Raw genomic sequence first — 16,494 nt, forward strand, 5'->3', positions numbered from 1 at the left:
ACGCGGTCGCCCACCGGGCGGTTCCCGTCCAAGCCCGTTTTGAAGGTGTCGCCGGCACCGTTGCGCGGTCGCGCCACGGCCGCATCGGACATTGATTTCATTCGACACTGAAACCCTCGCCATCACGAAGTTGTTCATGGGTGTTCTCCTCGCTCGTAGACTGCGGACATGTCAGCCCCGGTCCTGCTCATCACCGGCGCGTCCCGCGGGATCGGTGCGGCGACCGCACGAGCCGCCGCCGACGCCGGTTACCGCCTCGCCCTCGTCTCCAGGTCCGCCGACCAGCTGGAACCGCTGGCACGCGAGCTCGGCCACGAGAACGCCCTGCCCTTGCCGTGCGACATCACCGAGTGGACCGAGATCAGTTCCGCCGTGGCACGAGCCGAAGCGCACTTCGGCAGGCTCGACGCCGTGTTCGCCAACGCCGGCCACAGCGTGTCCACCTCATTCCTGGGCACCGATGGAGCGGATCCCGACCAGTGGCGCGAGATGGTGCTGACCAACGTGCACGGCACCGCGCTCACCGCACGCGCGGCGCTGCCCGCACTCGTTCGCAGCGGCGGCCACCTGCTGCTGACCGGCTCGGCGGCGGGCCGCGGCATCCGGCCCGGCAACCTCTACTCCGCGACCAAGTGGGCCGTGACCGGCATGGCCCAGAACATCCGCGCCGAATGCGTCGGCACCGGGGTCCGGGTCACCCTGCTGCAGCCAGGCTTGGTGGAGACCGAGATGAACACCCCGGAACAGGCCGACCGCCCCAAACTGCGCGCCGAGGACATCGCACAGGCCGCGCTCTACGCACTCGCCCAGCCCGACACCGTTGATGTCAACGAACTGCTCATCCGCCCCACCGGCCAGCACCCGCTGCGCTGAACCGAGCCCCGACGTACCGGCCGGATCAGTCCTGGGCGCTGATGCCGTAAAGGTTGCCTTCCGGATCCGCGAACTGCGCCCATCTCGTCGAACCACCCGGATCCCATGGCGCCGCCTGCGGCTCGACCGGGAACGACACGCCCTTGGCGCTGAGGTCCGCGAAGGTCGCGTCGAGATCATCGGAGTCGAACCACACCGTGCTCATCGCCCCACGTCGCAGCCGGATCTGCTCAGCGAGCTGAGGATCCTCGGCCGCGAGCACCAGGTAAGTGCGCGCACCCGGTGGACGCACCTCGAGCCACCGGTCGCCATCGCCGTACGGGGCGTCGGTCAACACCTCGAAACCCAGCGTTCCGGAGAAGAACTTCAGCGCCCGATCCTGATCGGCGACGTAGAGCACGGCGAACTTCGGCTGAGTGATCATGGCGAGATCCTTTCGTCGGCGCGTTGACACCAACTCTATCCGAACTCGCGTTCGATAAAAGGATCTAGGGCGGCCCTTCACCGCATCGAGTGGCCCACCGGTCCGCCGGCTACAACGACCCGATGAGCCGCTCCACGCGTTCGTCCACCGCCCGGAACGGGTCCTTGCACAACACCGTGCGCTGCGCCTGATCGTTCAACTTCAGGTGCACCCAGTCCACGGTGAAATCACGTCCCGCGGCCTGCGCGGCGGCGATGAAGTCCCCGCGCAGCTTCGCCCTGGTGCTCTGCGGCGGCGTGTCCTTGGCCGCCTCGATCTCCCCGTCCTCGGTGGCCCGGTCGACCAGATCCTTGCGCTGCAACATGTCGAACAGGCCCCGGCCGCGCCGGATGTCGTGGTAGGCGAGGTCGAGCTGCGCGATCCGCGGGCTGGACAGCTCCAGACCGTGCTTGGTGCGGTAGCGCTCCAGCAACCGCAGCTTGATCGCCCAATCCACCTCGCGGTCGATCAGCGAATAGTTCTGCGTCTCCACCGCGTCCAGCGCCCGGCCCCACAGATCCAGGATCCGCTCCGACATCGGATCGGACCCGCGGCGAGCCACGTGGTCCACCGCTCGGCTGTGGTACTCGCGCTGGATGTCCAGCGCCGAGGCCTCCCGGCCACCGGCCAACCGGACCGTCCGCCTGCCGGTGAGGTCGTGGCTGATCTCGCGGATCGCCCGGATCGGGTTGTCCAGGCTGAAATCGCGGAACTGCACCCCGCTCTCGATCATCTCCAGCACCAGGTGCGCGGTGCCCACCTTGAGCAACGTCGTCACCTCGGACATGTTCGAGTCGCCCACGATCACGTGCAGCCTGCGGTACCGCTCCGCATCCGCGTGCGGCTCGTCCCTGGTGTTGATGATCGGCCGCGACCGGGTGGTGGCGCTGGAGACGCCCTCCCAGATGTGTTCGGCGCGCTGCGACAAGCAGTACACGGCGCCGCGCGGGGTCTGGAGCACCTTGCCCGCCCCGGCGATCAGCTGGCGCGTCACGAGGAACGGCAGCAGCACGTCCGCGATTCGGGAGAATTCGCCGGACCGTCCGACCAGGTAGTTCTCGTGGCAGCCGTAGGAGTTGCCCGCCGAGTCGGTGTTGTTCTTGAACAGGAAGATGTCGCCGCCGATGCCCTCGTCGGCCAAGCGGCGTTCGGCGTCGACGAGCAGGTCCTCCAGGATCCGCTCCCCCGCCTTGTCGTGGGTGACCAGTTGCGTCAGGTCGTCGCACTCCGCCGTGGCGTACTCCGGGTGCGAGCCGACGTCGAGGTAGAGGCGGGCGCCGTTGCGCAGGAACACGTTCGAAGAACGTCCCCACGACACGACCCGCCGGAACAGGTACCTGGCCACCTCGTCCGGGGAGAGCCGACGCTGCCCGTGAAAGGTGCAGGTGACCCCGAACTCGGTTTCGATGCCGAAGATCCGCCGCTGCATGCCCTCCACAGTAGGCGCATCGGCGACCATCGGCGGTCCGCCGTTCGGGCATCGGTAGCGTTCGAGATGTGCAGCAGTGGCTACGCAAGATCACCGGCAAGCTGGACGCAGCGGACCGCGAACTCGCGCGGCGCAGCGCGGCGCTACCCGCTACGGCGGCGGATCCGGGCCTGAAAGCCCTGAGCACGGCCGCGAATCACAGCCTGTTGTGGCTCTCCGTCGCGGGCGGCCTGGGCACCCGAAAGGGGGCACCGCGCCGGGCCGCGCTGCGTGGTCTCGCGGCGATCGCGGCGGCGAGTGCGACGACGAATCTTGTGGGCAAACCGCTGTTCCCGCGGCGACGACCGGCCGCGCACCTGGTTCCGCGGCACCGCAGGCTCAGCGATCCGCCGAGTTCCTCGTCCTTCCCGTCCGGGCACGCCGCCTCCGCCGCCGCGTTCGCCACCGCCGTCGCGATGGAGTCCCCCGCGCTGGGGCTGGCCGTCGCCCCGGTCGCCGCCGCCGTCGGCTATTCCAGAGTGCACACCGGGGTCCACTGGCCCACCGACGTGCTGTGCGGGACCGCCATCGGCGCTGGTCTGGCGTGGGCGACCCGCCGCTGGTGGCCGTTGCGGCCGGACGCCCCGGCCGCCGTGCGCCATCCCGCCGAGGTTCCCGCGCTGCGGGGAGGCGAAGGCGTGCTGGTGCTGGTCAATCCGGGATCCGGTGACGGCACCTTCGACCCGGAGCACTGGGTGAACACGCGCTGGCCTGCCGCGAAGGTCGTCTACACCGAGCCGGACGGCGACGTGCTCGGCGAGCTGGAGGCGACCCTGGACCGGGAGGGCGACTCGGTGCGCGCCTTGGGCGTCGCAGGTGGTGACGGCACCGTGGCCACCGTCGCGGCGCTGGCCACCCGCCGGAAGATTCCGCTCGCGGTGCTCTCCGCGGGCACGCTCAACCACTTCGCGCGCGACGCCGGTGTGGACGACTCCGATTCGGTCGCCGAGGCCGTCGACCAGGGCAGCGCGGTGCGCGTCGACCTCGGCGGGGTCACCGTCGACGACCGGCCGACGCGGTGGTTCCTCAACACGGCCAGTCTCGGCGGCTATCCCGACATGGTCCGGTTCCGGGAGAAGTGGACCGGGCGCTGGGGCAAGTGGCCCGCGGGCGCGGCGGCCCTGGCGCGGGTGCTCTACGAGTCCACTCCGCTGGAAGTGGAGCTCAACGGGGTCCGGCGACGGGTGTGGGTGCTGTTCGTCGGCAACGGCTCGTACGCGCCGCGCGGATTCGCCCCGTCATGGCGGCCCCGGCTGGACAACGGCCTGCTCGACGTCCGCTACGTGCGCGCCGACATCCGCTGGTCCCGGGTGCGGTTCGTGGTCGCGGCGATGACCGGCGCGCTGCACCGCAGCCGCGCCTACGTCGAGCTGGACCACCGCTTCCTGGACGTCGTCGTGGACGGTCCTGCCGTGGCGGTGGCCACCGACGGCGAGGTCGGGCCGCGCGGCAACCGTTTCGCCTTCACCGCCCACGACGACATGCTCAGCGTGTACCGCCCCGACCGGCCCTAGGGGGCGTCGCGGATGATCTTTCGGTCGTCGTACTGTCAGCGGCGGAGCCGCTGAGCAGTGACCAGCTGGAGCAAGCCGACCACCGGCGGGTTCGCAGCGGCATCCCCGCGAGGACAGCGATTTCGCCGTGCATCGGACATGCAGGAGAAATCGATCCCGCCGCGAGCAAGCCGCTGAGCGACCCACCATGCAGGCCGTTCTCTTCAGCGAGCCGTACTCGCGGGTGAGGATTTCGAGGTAGCCCGACCGGCGCGGTCGCTACTTCCCGTTGCCGGAGCTCTTCCCGTTGCCCTTGTCGGAGTCCGCGTCACCGGCTTCGTCGTCCGCCCCCTCGGAAGCGGCCTCCCGCTTCGGGAGCAGGGACTCCAGCGCCGCGCCCGCGATCCGGCGGAACGTCCGGTGCGGACGCGCCCGGTCCAGGACCGCGACCTCCAGCTGCTTGTTGCCCAGCTCGCGGGTGCTCTCCCCGCTGGAGGCCAGCGCCTTCACCGACAACTCCACGGCCGGGCCGAGTTCCATCCCGTCGACGAACGAGTCCTTCAACGTCGAGTTGATCGTGTCGGCCTGACCGCCCATCACCACGTACTGCGGCTCGTCCACGATCGATCCGTCGTAGGTGAGGCGGTAGAGCTGGTCGGTCTCCGCACTCGCCCCGACCTCCGCCACGCAGATCTCCACCTCGAACGGCTTGATCTGCTCGGTGAAGATCGCGCCCAGGTGCTGGGCGTAGGTGTTGGCCAGCGACCGCCCGGTGACGTCGCGGCGGTCGTAGGAATAGCCGCGGAAGTCGGCGATGCGCACCCCGGCCACCCGCAGGCTTTCGAATTCGCTGTAGCGGCCGACGGCCGCGAACCCGAGCCGGTCGTAGATCTCGGAGACCTTGTGCAGCGTGGTGGACGGGTTCTCCGCCACGAACAGCACACCCCCCGCGTACTTCAGCACCACCACGCTGCGTCCGCGGGCGATGCCCTTGCGGGCCAGCTCGGAACGCTCCCGCATCAGCTGTTCGGGCGAGGTGTAGAACGGCATCGTCACGGCTGTGCACTCCTGGGTCGAATCGTTCGGCGCCCCCGCTCGAAGGCGGGGCAACCGTGCTCAGCGAAGGAACGGGCGAACGCGGCGGTCAGCCGCCCGGATTCTCGGCCCGGCCCTGCACGACCTGTTCGGCGATCTCGGCGGCCTGCTGCTCGCCGAGCCGGACCGCGCCTTCCTCAGCCGTGATCGTCACGACGGTCGGGTAGATCCGCCGGGACACGTCGGGGCCACCGGTGGCGGTGTCGTCGTCCGCAGCGTCGTAGAGCGACTCGACCGCGTTGCGCACCGCGGAGTCCACGTCTGCGTCCGGGTCGTGGCGCTTCTTGAGCGCCGCCTTCGCGAACGGCGAACCGGAACCCACCGCATGGAAACCGCCGGACTCGCCGTAACGGCCGCCGGTGATGTCGTAGGAGATGATCCGGCCGGCCCGCTCGGGGTCCTCGGCCGCGGTGTCGAAACCGACGAACAGCGGCACCACGGCCAGCCCGGCCATCGCGCCCTGCAGGTTGCCGCGCAGCATCGTGGCGAGCTTGTTCGCCTTGCCGTCCAGCGACAGCGACACGCCTTCGAGCTTCTCGTAATGCTCCAGCTCGATCGCGTACAGCCGCACCATCTCCAGTGCGATGCCCGCGGTGCCCGCGACGCCGACGGCGGAGTAGGCGTCGGTGACGTAGAGCTTGTCCATGTCGCGCTGGGCGATGAGGTTGCCCATGGTCGCGCGCCGGTCACCGGCAAGCAGGACACCGCCGCGGAAGGTCAGCGCGACGATCGTGGTGCCGTGCGGCGCCTCGACGATGCCTTGCGGGACATCGCGGTTGCCCGGCAGCAGTTCCGGGGCCGTGGCCTGGAGGAAGTCGGTGAACGATGAGGATCCGGAGGTGAGGTAGGCAGCGGGCAGGGCCTGACCCGGAAAGTTCCGAGCCGCGCTGGATTCCATCGGCGACATCGTCTCCTGCTTCGAAGGACTGCCCCACCGCCGCGACGGCGGGGCCGGGATCGGGGCAGGCCCCAAGATCGGGGCCGTACCGCAACTCTAATCAAGATCGCCCGCGTGAGCGATGGTCCGGGACCGTCCGCGTGGCGAGGGCCGCCGGGCCGGGTCTCGCCCCGGCGGCCACGCGGTGTCGGTGCCTACTGCCCGCCCTTCTGCACGTAGGCGCGGACGAAGTCCTCGGCGTTCTCTTCCAGGACGTCGTCGATCTCGTCCAGGATGGCGTCGACGTCCTCGCCGAGCTTCTCGCGACGTTCCTGACCGGCTGCTTCGGGACCCGACTCCTCGTCTCCGTCGCCGCCATCGGGCCGCTGGACCTTTTCCTGGGACATCTCGCCCTCCCGGTGGTTGTCCGTTCGGATGCCGGGGATGTCGAACGGTCGCCGAACACGGGGCATCCTGAGGTGAACAGTACCTAGCTGAACCCCTGTTCGCCCACATCCAAGCGGGCAATGTTGCGATCTTTCACGTTCGGTGAAGACGCACCAGCACCATCTAACGAGCTGGTCAGCGGGGCCACCCGGAGTCAGCCTCGGGTCAGCGAGTCCACGAGCTCCTCCGCACTGGACGCGGCGTCGAGCAGTTCGCCCACGTGGGCTCGCGTTCCGCGCAACGGCTCCAGGGTCGGGATGCGCACCAACGACTCCCTGCCCAGGTCGAAGATGACGGAATCCCAGGAGGCCGCAGCGACCTCGGCCGGGTATCGCTCCAGGCAGCGGCCTCGGAAGTAGGCCCTGGTGTCCTCGGGGGGCTCGGTCACGGCCGCCCTGACCTCTTCCTCGGTGACGAGCCTGCGCATCGAGCCGCGCGCGACGAGCCGGTTGTAGAGGCCCTTGTCCAACCGCACGTCGGAGTACTGCAGGTCGATCATGTGGAGTTTCGGGGAGGCCCAGCCGAGGTTGCCGCGGGTGCGGTAGTTCTCCAGCAGTCGCAGCTTCGCCGGCCAGTCCAACCGATCGGCGCAGTCCATCGGGTCCCCGCCGAGCAGGTCCAGCACCTCACCCCAGGTCGCCAGCACTTCCTTCGAGGTCTGGTCACCGCCGTTGGCGGCCACGTGCCGCGCGGCCCGCTCGTGGTACTCGCGCTGCAGGTCGAGGCCGGTGAACTTGCGGCCGTCGGCGAGTTCCACCGTCTGGCGCAACGTCGTGTCGTGGCTGATCAGGTGCACCGCCTGCACCGAGTCCGCGAGCTTGAGGTCGTCGAAGCGCTCACCGGCCTCGATCATGTCCAGCACCAGCGCGGCGGTGCCGACCTTCAGGTACGTGGAGGTCTCGGCCAGGTTCGCGTCGCCGATGATGACGTGCAGCCTGCGGTACTTGTCCGCGTCGGCGTGCGGTTCGTCACGGGTGTTGATGATGCCGCGCTTGAGCGTGGTCTCCAGGCCGACCTCGACCTCGATGTAGTCGGAGCGCTGCGAGAGCTGGAACCCGGGCTTCTCCCCCGCCTGCCCGAGCCCGACCCGTCCGGAACCGCACATCACCTGGCGGGACGCGAAGAACGGGGTGAGCCCGGAGATGACCGAGGTGAACGGCGTGTCCCGGGCCATCAGGTAGTTCTCGTGAGTGCCGTAGCTGGCGCCCTTGCCGTCGACGTTGTTCTTGTACAGCTGCATCTGCGGAGTGCCGGGCACGCTGGCCGCCTTGATCGCGGCCTCCTCCATGACCCGCTCGCCCGCCTTGTCCCAGACCACGGCGTCACGCGGGTTGGTGACCTCGGGGGCCGAGTACTCGGGGTGCGCGTGGTCGACGTAGAGCCGGGCGCCGTTGGTGAGGATGACGTTGGCCGCGCCGAGGTCGTCGCTGTCGGAGCCGTTGTTCTGCGGTGCCGACGCCCCCAGGTCGAAGCCGCGGGCGTCCCGCAACGGCGACTCCACTTCGTAGTCCCACCGGGCACGGCGAGCGCGCGGGATGTCCGCCGCGGCCGCGTAAGCGAGCACGATGTGTGTGGAGGTCAGCACCGGGTTGGCCGTCGAATCGCCGGGCACGACGATGCCGTACTCCACTTCGGTTCCCATGATCCGCCGCATACCTGGAAGCCTACGGGTTCCAGGCCGTTCAGCAGAATTTTTCCGGCGTTGGACGCGTTCCGTGGTCGGGCGCCCGGCGGGTCCCTCAGCAGCGCTCTGCGAGGATTCCACCGTGGGCGCTCAGGACGAACTGGTGGCGGTGTACGACGCGGCGGGTGACGTGGCGGGGTCCGCGCCGCGCTGGCGGATGCGGCGGGACGGCCTCTGGCACGCGGCGACGTCGATCCTGGTGCGCTCCGGCGACGGCCGGTCGATCTACGTGCATCGGCGCACCGACCACAAAGATGTCAATCCGGGCGCGCACGACTGCTTCGCCGGCGGCGTCGTCGCCGCTGGTGAGACGCCTGATTCCGGTGCGGAGCGCGAACTGGCGGAGGAGCTCGGCATCCGGGGCGTGCCGCTCGAGTTCCTGTTCCGCTCGGTGTTCGAGCAGGACTCGGTCCGCCACCACGGGTTCGTCTACGAGACGCGGTGGGACGGCCCGGTCGTCCACCAGCCGGAAGAGGTCGCCGACGGCTGGTGGATGCCGGTGGCCGAGCTGCGCGAACGGTTGGCGGATCACGATTGGCCGTTCGCCGCCGACAGCCGCCGCTTCATCCGCGAATGGTTCACCCGCCAGGACGCCGAGGGCTCCTGAGACCGTCAATGCCACGGCAGCGCTGAACGTTCCCCCCAGTAGGTGGCGGAATCGCGGGTCAGCGCGGCCAGTTCACCCAGGTCCGTCGCGTCGAGCCGAACCGACGCCGCGGCCAGGTTCGAGTCCAGCTGCGCCACGTCCGCAGGCCCGACGAGCACCACGTCCGCCCACGGCTGGGCCAGCACGTGCGCCAGCGCGACCGCGTCGGGAGTGGTTCCGTGCCGTGCGGCCACGCGGGCGAGCAGTTCCGGTGGGTTCACCGCGAGCCTGCCGTTGGCGAGGGATTCCTTCACCAGCACCTGCCAGCCGCCGTGGTGCACCTCGGTCAGCGCCCGCCCCGCCGAGGGTTCCAGCGAGTTCCAGGTGGATTGCACGGCGCTGAACAGCTGCCTGCCACCGATCTCCAGTTCCCAGGCCCGTTCCACGGCCTCGGCCTGTGCCGCCCCGCTGGTGGAGATTCCGAGGCGCACCCCGGAGTCCCGCAGCCGCGCCAGTTCGTGTTGCAGCGCCAAGTCGTCGAACAGCGGGCTTTCCGGCGTCAGCGAGTGCACCTGGTACAGGTCGACCCGGTCGTCGAGCAGGTCGTGAGTCTGCGCCCACTGCTCGCGGAGGCGTTCCACCGAGTGCTCTTTGACCTCGTGCACTTCGGTTTCGATGCGCCACTCTGCGACGTAGGCGTAGCCCCACTTGCTGGACACGGTGACGCCCTGGTGGCCGCGTTCGGCGAGCCAGCCCGCGAGGAATTCCTCGGCGCTGCCGTAGGAACGGGCGGTGTCGACCCAGCGGATGCCGCGCTCGTAGGCGGCGTCGAGCACCCGGCCGGTGTGCTCGCGCATCGCCTCGGCCGTCCGGTGCGCCGGCAGCGCGTCGGTGCGGCCGATGTTGATGTAGGCGGGGCGGCCGAGCGCGGCCAGCCCGAGGCCGAACCGATTCGGATGCGGCGTGGAGATCATGCCTGAAAACCTAATCGCTGCCCACGAGGATCGACACTCGACCTCGGCCGGGCACCCCGTTCCGACACGACTCGTGGCGGGCACCGAAGCACGGCGCCCGCCACGAAGTCGTGAACGTTGCTACAGGTACTGGCCGGTGTTGGTGGCCGTGTCGATCGCCCGGCCGGATTCCTGGTTCTTGCCGCTGACCAGGGTCCGGATGTAGACGATCCGCTCGCCCTTCTTGCCCGAGATCCGCGCCCAATCGTCCGGGTTGGTGGTGTTGGGCAGGTCCTCGTTCTCGGCGAATTCGTCGATGATGGCGTCCTGCAGGTGCTGCACCCGCAGGCCCGGCTGGCCGGTGTCGAGCACCGACTTGATCGCGGCCTTCTTCGAGCGGTCCACGATGTTCTGGATCATCGCGCCGGAGTTGAAGTCCTTGAAGTACAGGACTTCCTTGTCTCCGTTGGCGTAGGTGACCTCCAGGAACCGGTTCTCGTCGGTCTCGGCGTACATCCGCTCCACGGTGGTCTGGATCATCGCGTCGATGCAGGCCGCCTGGTCGCCGCCGAACTCGAGGAGGTCCTCCTCGTGGATGGGCAGCTTGTCGGTGAGGTACTTGGAGAAGATGTCCTTCGCCGACTCGGCGTCCGGCCGCTCGATCTTGATCTTCACGTCGAGCCTGCCCGGTCGCAGGATCGCCGGGTCGATCATGTCCTCGCGGTTGGAGGCACCGATGACGATGACGTTCTCCAGGCCCTCGACACCGTCGATCTCCGAGAGCAGCTGCGGCACGATCGTGGTCTCCACGTCCGAGGACACCCCGCTGCCACGGGTGCGGAAGATCGAGTCCATCTCGTCGAAGAACACGATCACCGGCGTGCCTTCGGAGGCCTTCTCCCTGGCTCGCTGGAAGATGAGCCGGATGTGCCGCTCGGTCTCGCCCACGAACTTGTTCAGCAGTTCGGGACCCTTGATGTTCAGGAAGTAGGACTTGGCCTGCCCGTCGTCATCACCGCGCGACGCGGCGACCTTCTTGGCCAGCGAGTTCGCCACCGCCTTCGCGATGAGCGTCTTACCGCAGCCGGGCGGCCCGTAGAGCAGCACTCCCTTGGGAGGTTGCAGCTGGTACTGCACGTAGAGGTCGGAGTGCAGGAACGGGAGCTCCACGGCGTCCCGGATCTGCTCGATCTGGCCGCTGAGGCCACCGATGTCCAGGTAACCGACGTCCGGGACCTCTTCGAGCACAAGGTCCTCGACCTCGGCCTTGGGCACCGTGTCGTAGGCATAACCCGCTTTGCTGTCCACCAGCACGGAGTCACCGGACTTGAGCCCGGCCTCCACCAGCGGATCGGTCAGCCACACGACCCGTTCCTCATCGGTGTGGCCGAGTACCAGCGCACGGTTCGTGCCCACGCTGTCGGTGAGGCTCGGGGGCAGGATCTCCCGGAAGGTGCACACCTCGCCGATCTGCTCGAAGGCGCCCGCTTCCACGACGGTCAGCGCCTCGTTGAGCCGGACGGACTGGCCCAGCTTGAGCTCTTCGGCCTCGACGTTCGGCGATACGGCGACCCGCATCTTGCGACCGGAGGTGAATACATCGACCGTGCCGTCCTCGTAGCGGCACAGGAAAGTTCCGTATCCGCTCGGAGGTTGGGCCAGGCGGTCGACCTCCTCGCGCAGGGCCATCAGCTGGCCGCGCGCTTCCTTCAGGGTCTCGGTGAGTTTGGCGTTCCGTTCGGTGAGCTGGCTCACGCGCTCGGATGCCTCGGCCAGCCGCTTTTCCAGCAACCGGGCCTGCTGGGGGGACTCGTTGAGCTTTCGGCGCAGCAACGCCACTTCGTCTTGGAGCAGACGAATCTGGCCGTTGAGCTCGGCTTGCCCGCCGGGCTGCTGCTCGCCGCCCTCCTCAGGCCGGCTGCCGGGACGGTCGTGCTGCATATCGGCACCCTCCTCCCGTGCTCGTACCACCACGGTACCGGCGATCACCGACGACGGCGGCGTCGTGATTGCGCGCCGGATCGCCTAGCGTGCCACAAAATTCGGCGAATACCCATGACTCGAACGTCCTCGATGGCCCGCCCGGGCGTGGTGGGAGTGGACGGTGAACACGGTGTGCTCACGATCATGGTCCATTCGGTGTTTCCGGCCCGTTGCGTCGTCGCCGAAACCGGCGGTACGACCACGGGTTTTCCGTTCAGCCACCGCATTCGGTACCGAATGTCGGCATCCGAGTGTCGGTGAGCTGACAACCGGGTGTCGTTGCGGTGCCGACGCCCTCGGCGTGTCCGACTTCTCCCATCATTTGGAACAACAAGGGTTTTCCGCAGACGAAACGTGCGGCGACGAGATCCTCATGTCGGGCATCTCACCCATGTGGCACAGGACAGCCGGAAAGGTCTACTCCTGACATGCGTCAGATAACGCTCTGATGTACTTACGCCCGCCGCACTTGGGGCGACCGCACCTCGGTGCGGCCAGAGCACAGAACTTGGGGGAGGAACATCCATGACCTATCCGCCGCAACAGCCCGGACCGGGCGGGTGGGACCGGTCGCCGGCCGGGAACCCGGCGGACGGCGCTCCGACCCCCGGCGGGCCACCACCGCAGCAGCAGCCCAACTTTTACGGCAACCAGCACGCCGGATGGCCGCAAGGCCCCATCACCGGAGTCCCGGCGCAGCCCGGCCAGCAGCCCTTCCCGCCGGCGGCGGGCCAGGACCCGTTCGGCGGCCGGCAGTTCGGCCAGCAGGTCCCGCCGCCGCCGAACTGGGGCGGCGAATTCGGGGCGGGCGCGTGGATCCAGGAGCCCGGCGAGTTCGACGATGACGAGCCGGAGCGGCGGTCTCCGCTGGTCTGGATCCTCGGCGGCGTCGGAGTGCTGGTCCTGGCCGGGGCGGTGGTCGGCGGCATCTTCCTGTTCGGCGGCGGCGACCCCGGTGCTGCTCGGCCGGTCGCCCAAGGACTCGTCGACAAGGTCAACGCCGGGGACTTCGGCTCGCTCGGCCCGCAGCTGTGCGCGGCCAACCGGGGAGAGCTCGACACGCAGTTCCAGCAGCTCGCCAGCGGCGAGTTCCAGGTGCAGCTCGGGCAGATCACCGAACAGGGCGAACAGGCCCGCGCGAAGCTCCACGGCACCTACACCCTCGGCGGCGCCACCATGCCCGTCGACCAGACCATCCTGCTCACCGTCGAAGACGACGAGTGGAAAGTGTGCAAGCTCGACCAGTGAGTCTTGTTCCGATTGGCCTGCGCAGAGTCGGGTAGCCGAACCTCAGCGCTTCCTCGCCGGCAGGGGGCACTGATCAAGAGCTCGTCTTGCGGCCGGTGGCACCGCTGGAGTTGCGGTGCCACCGGGGTGCTCAGCCCTTGCTGGGCCTGCGTTGGGGGCGCGGCGGCGTCACGCCGTCGGCGAGTCGGCGGGTGACCAGCAGGAACGCCGTGTGCGCGACCATTCGGTGCTCGGGGCGGACGGCCAGGCCCACCACGTGCCACGGGCGGATCAGCGTTTCCCACGCCTGCGGCTCGGTCCAGCACTGCTGTTCCCGCAGCGCCTCGGTGACCTTCGAGAGCTGGGTCGTGGTGGCCACGTAGACGACCAGGACGCCGCCGGGGATCAGGTTCGCGAACACGGTGTCGAGCACGTCCCACGGCGAGAGCATGTCCAGCACGACGCGGTCGACCTGGCCTTCGTCGTAGTCCGCGAGGTCCTTGACCCGCATCGTCCAGTTCTCCGGGACCTCGCCGAAGAACTTGCGCACGTTGCGCTCGGCGTGCTCGGCGTGGTCGGCGCGGACCTCGTAGGACGTGACGCTGCCCTGGTCACCCACCGCGCGCAGCAGCGAGCAGGTCAGCGCACCGGAACCCGCACCCGCTTCCAGCACTCGCGCACCGGGCCGGATGTCGCCCCACATGAGGATCTGCGCGGCGTCCTTCGGGTAGATCACCTGGGCACCGCGCGGCATGGACAGCACGTAGTCGGACAGCAGCGGCCGCACCGCCAGGAACGAGGTACCGCCCGCCGAGGTCACCACCGACCCCTCAGGGCGGCCGATGAGCTCGTCGTGCGCCAGCGCGCCCCGGTGGGTGTGGTATTCGCCGCCGGTTTCCAGGACGACCGTGTAGTGCCGCCCCTTCGGATCGGTCAGCTGAACCCGGTCGCCGGGCTGGAACTCACCGCTGACGGTGCTCACGTGCTTCAGGCCTCCATGTACGCGTTCGGCAGGGGAACCGCCGGCGCGTCCACGCCGAACGTCACGGAAGTGCGTGGTGGCGCCGCGGCACGGCGGGTAAGGCGGACCATCGTCGCAGAAGGCCCGGCGGCTCCTCGCTCGTGCTCACCGTTCGCGGTTGCGGGATCTGAGCGCGCTGCGCAGGTCCTCCCGGCGCAGCACCCCGCAGGGCCTGCCGTCGGTGTCGATGACGAGGAACTGCCAGGCCAGTACGGTACGCACCCGTTCCAGGACGGCCTCGCCCGGCTCGCCCTCCAGCAGGATGGTGTCCGGGCCGACGGGTTCGGCGGCGCGTTCGGCGGGGTCCTGGGGCGCGCTGGTGGCGAGGCGTTCGGCGGCGGACTGGTCGAGCAGTCCCACTGCGATGCCGTCGGCTCGCACCAGCACCACGCCTCGTCCGGCGGCGGCGACCAGCGCGTCTCCGACGGGGCTCTCCGCGGGCAGTTGCAGCACCGGGCGCATGATCTCGGTGAGCGAGACCCGCACGGGCCTGCTCCGGCGTTGTTCCGCCTTGTGCTCGGCCGTGGCGCCCGCGATGACGAACCACACCATGAACACGCAGGCCAGCAGCCGCAGCCACTGGTCGTCGACGTCGTGGAGCAGTCCCAGCAACGCCCACACCAGCAGTGCGGCGGCGACGAGGCCCGCTCCGACGACGCCCGCGGTGGTGCCCGCGTTCCTGCGTCCCGTGACGGCCCACAGCAGTGACCGCAGCATCCGGCCGCCGTCCAGCGGGAGCCCCGGCAGCAGGTTGAACACGGCCACCGCGAGGTTCGCCACGCAGGTCTGCGCGATGAGCAGCCAGATCGCGCCGCCCGAGGGCATCGCGAACCAGCCGAGCCCGGTGACCGCGGCCAGCAGCACCGACACCGCGGGTCCCGCCGCGGCGACCATGCCTTCCTGGGCCGGGGTCGCGGGAGTCCGGCTGATCTCGGAGATGCCGCCCAGCAGGAACAGCCGCACCCGGCGCACCGGCAGTCCCAGGCGCACCGCCACCAGGCAATGCCCGAGTTCGTGCAGCAGCACCGAGGCCGCCAGCAGCACCGTGAACACGGCGGCGATGAACGCACTGGTCCACACGCTGACGTCGGGCAGGATCCGGGTGACCAGCGGTGTGTAGAGGAGCACGATGAACGCGGCTCCGACCCACCACGACGGCGACAGCAGCACCGGTACGCCGGCCACCCGGCACAGCAGCAGCCCGTTGTCCGGTGGAGCAGGTCGGCCGCGAGCTGTGTTGGCGGGCATGGGCCACAGGGTAGAGCGGGCCGCGTGAATCGCCGGTGATACGCCACGCCCGCGGATCTTGTCGGCAGTCTGTTCTAGGGTGCGGGCATGGTGGAACCGGCCCGGACCAGCGACCCATCGCGTCCAGATCTCGCCGCGGCCGACGGCGCGGCGGGCGGCTCGGACGGTGCGAGTCTGCCCGCAGGCAGGCGGCGACCGGCGTTGTCGCCGTCGCGCGCGGGCGATTTCAAGCAGTGCCCGCTGCTGTACCGCTTCCGCGCGGTGGACCGGTTGCCGGAGACGCCGACGCGGGCGCAGGTGCGCGGCACCGTGGTGCATTCGGTGCTGGAGCGGATGTTCGCGCTGCCGACCGCGCAGCGGGACGTCGAGCACGCCCGTGAACTGCTGGAACCGGCTTGGCGGGAGCTGCTGGCCGAGCAGCCCGAGCTGAGCGCGTTGTTCGACGGTCCGGAGGATCCGGAGCTGGAGACCTGGCTGAAGTCGGCGACGCGACTGCTGGACTCGTACTTCGAACTGGAGGATCCGCGCCGCCTGGAACCGGAGGCGTGCGAGCTGCGGGTGGAGACCGAACTCGATTCGGGGGTGCTGCTGCGCGGCTTCATCGACCGGGTCGATGTGGCACCGACCGGGGAGATCCGGCTGGTCGACTACAAGACGGGCGCGGCGCCGCGGGCCATCGGCGAGGCGAAGGCGCTGTTCCAGATGAAGTTCTACGCCCTGGTGCTGTGGCGCACTCGCGGCGAGATCCCCCGCCAGTTGCTGCTGATGTACCTGTCGGACAAGCAGTCGTTGGCGTACACGCCGGACGAGGCCGAGCTGGTCCGTTTCGAGAAGACGCTGGAGGCGATCTGGCAGGCGATCCTGCGCGCCGGGCGCACCGGTGATTTCCGCCCGAACCCCAGCAAGTTGTGCAACTACTGCGATCACAAGGCGCACTGCCCGGAGTTCGGTGGGACTCCCCCGCCGTATCCGGGCTGGCCGGAACCGGATCCCGGCCCGGAGTCGGTGCTGGACCGCACGGACTGAACATCACCCGTCCGGCCGTGTTCGCTCAGGGCGAACTCGGCCGAATGCGT

Annotated in this window: 15 protein-coding genes; 5 read left to right on the forward strand and 10 right to left on the reverse strand. The window is 69.3% G+C overall.

Features of this window, described 5'->3' with window-relative positions; translation table 11 throughout:
- The first annotated feature begins 168 nt into the window (after positions 1 to 168).
- Positions 169 to 873: an SDR family oxidoreductase gene (locus tag H2Q94_RS20365; RefSeq protein ID WP_243788801.1), complete on the forward strand. Its 705-nt coding sequence runs from the start codon at positions 169 to 171 to the stop codon at positions 871 to 873.
- 25 nt (positions 874 to 898) lie between these two features.
- Here H2Q94_RS20365 and H2Q94_RS20370 read toward each other — a convergent pair whose 3' ends face one another.
- Positions 899 to 1,297, reverse strand: coding sequence for a VOC family protein (locus tag H2Q94_RS20370; protein WP_243788802.1), 399 nt, complete (start codon positions 1,295 to 1,297; stop codon positions 899 to 901).
- A 109-nt stretch (positions 1,298 to 1,406) separates the two neighbouring features.
- Complete coding sequence (gene pafA, locus H2Q94_RS20375) at positions 1,407 to 2,765, reverse strand: Pup--protein ligase (protein WP_243788803.1); 1,359 nt, start codon at positions 2,763 to 2,765, stop codon at positions 1,407 to 1,409.
- Positions 2,766 to 2,833: 68 nt separating this feature from the next.
- Between pafA and H2Q94_RS20380 the strand changes: the two genes are divergently transcribed.
- Positions 2,834 to 4,318, forward strand: coding sequence for a bifunctional phosphatase PAP2/diacylglycerol kinase family protein (locus tag H2Q94_RS20380; protein WP_243788804.1), 1,485 nt, complete (start codon positions 2,834 to 2,836; stop codon positions 4,316 to 4,318).
- Between the two features lie 258 nt (positions 4,319 to 4,576).
- Here the strand turns inward: H2Q94_RS20380 and prcA are convergent, their stop codons facing one another.
- The 4 genes from prcA to dop form a co-directional block, all read right to left on the reverse strand.
- Complete coding sequence (gene prcA / locus H2Q94_RS20385; protein WP_243788805.1) at positions 4,577 to 5,353, reverse strand: proteasome subunit alpha; 777 nt, start codon at positions 5,351 to 5,353, stop codon at positions 4,577 to 4,579.
- Positions 5,354 to 5,441: 88 nt separating this feature from the next.
- Complete coding sequence (gene prcB, locus H2Q94_RS20390) at positions 5,442 to 6,290, reverse strand: proteasome subunit beta (RefSeq protein WP_243795810.1); 849 nt, start codon at positions 6,288 to 6,290, stop codon at positions 5,442 to 5,444.
- Between the two features lie 194 nt (positions 6,291 to 6,484).
- Entirely contained in the window at positions 6,485 to 6,676 is a 192-nt protein-coding gene (locus H2Q94_RS20395) for a ubiquitin-like protein Pup (protein ID WP_184478281.1), read from the reverse strand.
- Positions 6,677 to 6,870: 194 nt separating this feature from the next.
- Positions 6,871 to 8,370 (reverse strand): depupylase/deamidase Dop, encoded by a 1,500-nt coding sequence (gene dop / locus H2Q94_RS20400; RefSeq protein ID WP_243788806.1) that lies wholly within the window; start codon positions 8,368 to 8,370, stop codon positions 6,871 to 6,873.
- A gap of 112 nt (positions 8,371 to 8,482) precedes the next feature.
- Here dop and H2Q94_RS20405 point away from each other — a divergent pair, with 112 nt between their 5' ends.
- Positions 8,483 to 9,007: an NUDIX hydrolase gene (locus H2Q94_RS20405; RefSeq protein WP_243788807.1), complete on the forward strand. Its 525-nt coding sequence runs from the start codon at positions 8,483 to 8,485 to the stop codon at positions 9,005 to 9,007.
- Between the two features lie 5 nt (positions 9,008 to 9,012).
- Here the strand turns inward: H2Q94_RS20405 and H2Q94_RS20410 are convergent, their stop codons facing one another.
- Together H2Q94_RS20410 and arc are read right to left on the reverse strand one after the other, a co-directional pair.
- The gene (locus tag H2Q94_RS20410) at positions 9,013 to 9,960 is read right to left on the reverse strand and encodes an aldo/keto reductase (RefSeq protein WP_243788808.1); all 948 of its coding nucleotides are present in this window, start codon (positions 9,958 to 9,960) and stop codon (positions 9,013 to 9,015) included.
- Positions 9,961 to 10,080: 120 nt separating this feature from the next.
- The gene (gene arc / locus H2Q94_RS20415; RefSeq protein ID WP_243788809.1) at positions 10,081 to 11,880 is read right to left on the reverse strand and encodes a proteasome ATPase; all 1,800 of its coding nucleotides are present in this window, start codon (positions 11,878 to 11,880) and stop codon (positions 10,081 to 10,083) included.
- Positions 11,881 to 12,447: 567 nt separating this feature from the next.
- Between arc and H2Q94_RS20420 the strand changes: the two genes are divergently transcribed.
- Positions 12,448 to 13,170 (forward strand): Rv0361 family membrane protein, encoded by a 723-nt coding sequence (locus H2Q94_RS20420; RefSeq protein WP_243788810.1) that lies wholly within the window; start codon positions 12,448 to 12,450, stop codon positions 13,168 to 13,170.
- A 130-nt stretch (positions 13,171 to 13,300) separates the two neighbouring features.
- On the opposite strand, the gene H2Q94_RS20425 is transcribed toward H2Q94_RS20420, so the two are convergent.
- Together H2Q94_RS20425 and H2Q94_RS20430 are read right to left on the reverse strand one after the other, a co-directional pair.
- Entirely contained in the window at positions 13,301 to 14,131 is an 831-nt protein-coding gene (locus H2Q94_RS20425; RefSeq protein WP_243788811.1) for a tRNA (adenine-N1)-methyltransferase, read from the reverse strand.
- Positions 14,132 to 14,275: 144 nt separating this feature from the next.
- Positions 14,276 to 15,418: a site-2 protease family protein gene (locus tag H2Q94_RS20430; RefSeq protein ID WP_243788812.1), complete on the reverse strand. Its 1,143-nt coding sequence runs from the start codon at positions 15,416 to 15,418 to the stop codon at positions 14,276 to 14,278.
- Positions 15,419 to 15,505: 87 nt separating this feature from the next.
- On the opposite strand from H2Q94_RS20430, the gene H2Q94_RS20435 reads away from it, so the two are divergent.
- Positions 15,506 to 16,444 carry a RecB family exonuclease gene (locus H2Q94_RS20435; RefSeq protein WP_243788813.1) on the forward strand — a complete coding sequence of 313 codons (939 nt, stop codon included), beginning with the start codon at positions 15,506 to 15,508 and terminating at the stop codon, positions 16,442 to 16,444.
- Positions 16,445 to 16,494 lie beyond the last annotated feature (50 nt).

The sequence above is a fragment of the Saccharopolyspora gloriosae genome, from assembly GCF_022828475.1.
Lineage (GTDB): Bacteria > Actinomycetota > Actinomycetes > Mycobacteriales > Pseudonocardiaceae > Saccharopolyspora_C > Saccharopolyspora_C gloriosae_A.

What these genes read in the sequence shown, in the direction of transcription:
- prcB (WP_243795810.1), bottom strand. Translation starts at nt 6,290, where the DNA reads ATGGAATCCAGCGCGGCTCGGAACTTTCCGGGTCAGGCCCTGCCCGCT.
- H2Q94_RS20435 (WP_243788813.1), top strand. Translation starts at nt 15,506, where the DNA reads ATGGTGGAACCGGCCCGGACCAGCGACCCATCGCGTCCAGATCTCGCC.
- H2Q94_RS20410 (WP_243788808.1), bottom strand. Translation starts at nt 9,960, where the DNA reads ATGATCTCCACGCCGCATCCGAATCGGTTCGGCCTCGGGCTGGCCGCG.
- dop (WP_243788806.1), bottom strand. Translation starts at nt 8,370, where the DNA reads ATGCGGCGGATCATGGGAACCGAAGTGGAGTACGGCATCGTCGTGCCC.
- H2Q94_RS20370 (WP_243788802.1), bottom strand. Translation starts at nt 1,297, where the DNA reads ATGATCACTCAGCCGAAGTTCGCCGTGCTCTACGTCGCCGATCAGGAT.
- arc (WP_243788809.1), bottom strand. Translation starts at nt 11,880, where the DNA reads ATGCAGCACGACCGTCCCGGCAGCCGGCCTGAGGAGGGCGGCGAGCAG.
- H2Q94_RS20395 (WP_184478281.1), bottom strand. Translation starts at nt 6,676, where the DNA reads ATGTCCCAGGAAAAGGTCCAGCGGCCCGATGGCGGCGACGGAGACGAG.
- H2Q94_RS20420 (WP_243788810.1), top strand. Translation starts at nt 12,448, where the DNA reads ATGACCTATCCGCCGCAACAGCCCGGACCGGGCGGGTGGGACCGGTCG.
- pafA (WP_243788803.1), bottom strand. Translation starts at nt 2,765, where the DNA reads ATGCAGCGGCGGATCTTCGGCATCGAAACCGAGTTCGGGGTCACCTGC.
- H2Q94_RS20365 (WP_243788801.1), top strand. Translation starts at nt 169, where the DNA reads ATGTCAGCCCCGGTCCTGCTCATCACCGGCGCGTCCCGCGGGATCGGT.
- H2Q94_RS20430 (WP_243788812.1), bottom strand. Translation starts at nt 15,418, where the DNA reads ATGCCCGCCAACACAGCTCGCGGCCGACCTGCTCCACCGGACAACGGG.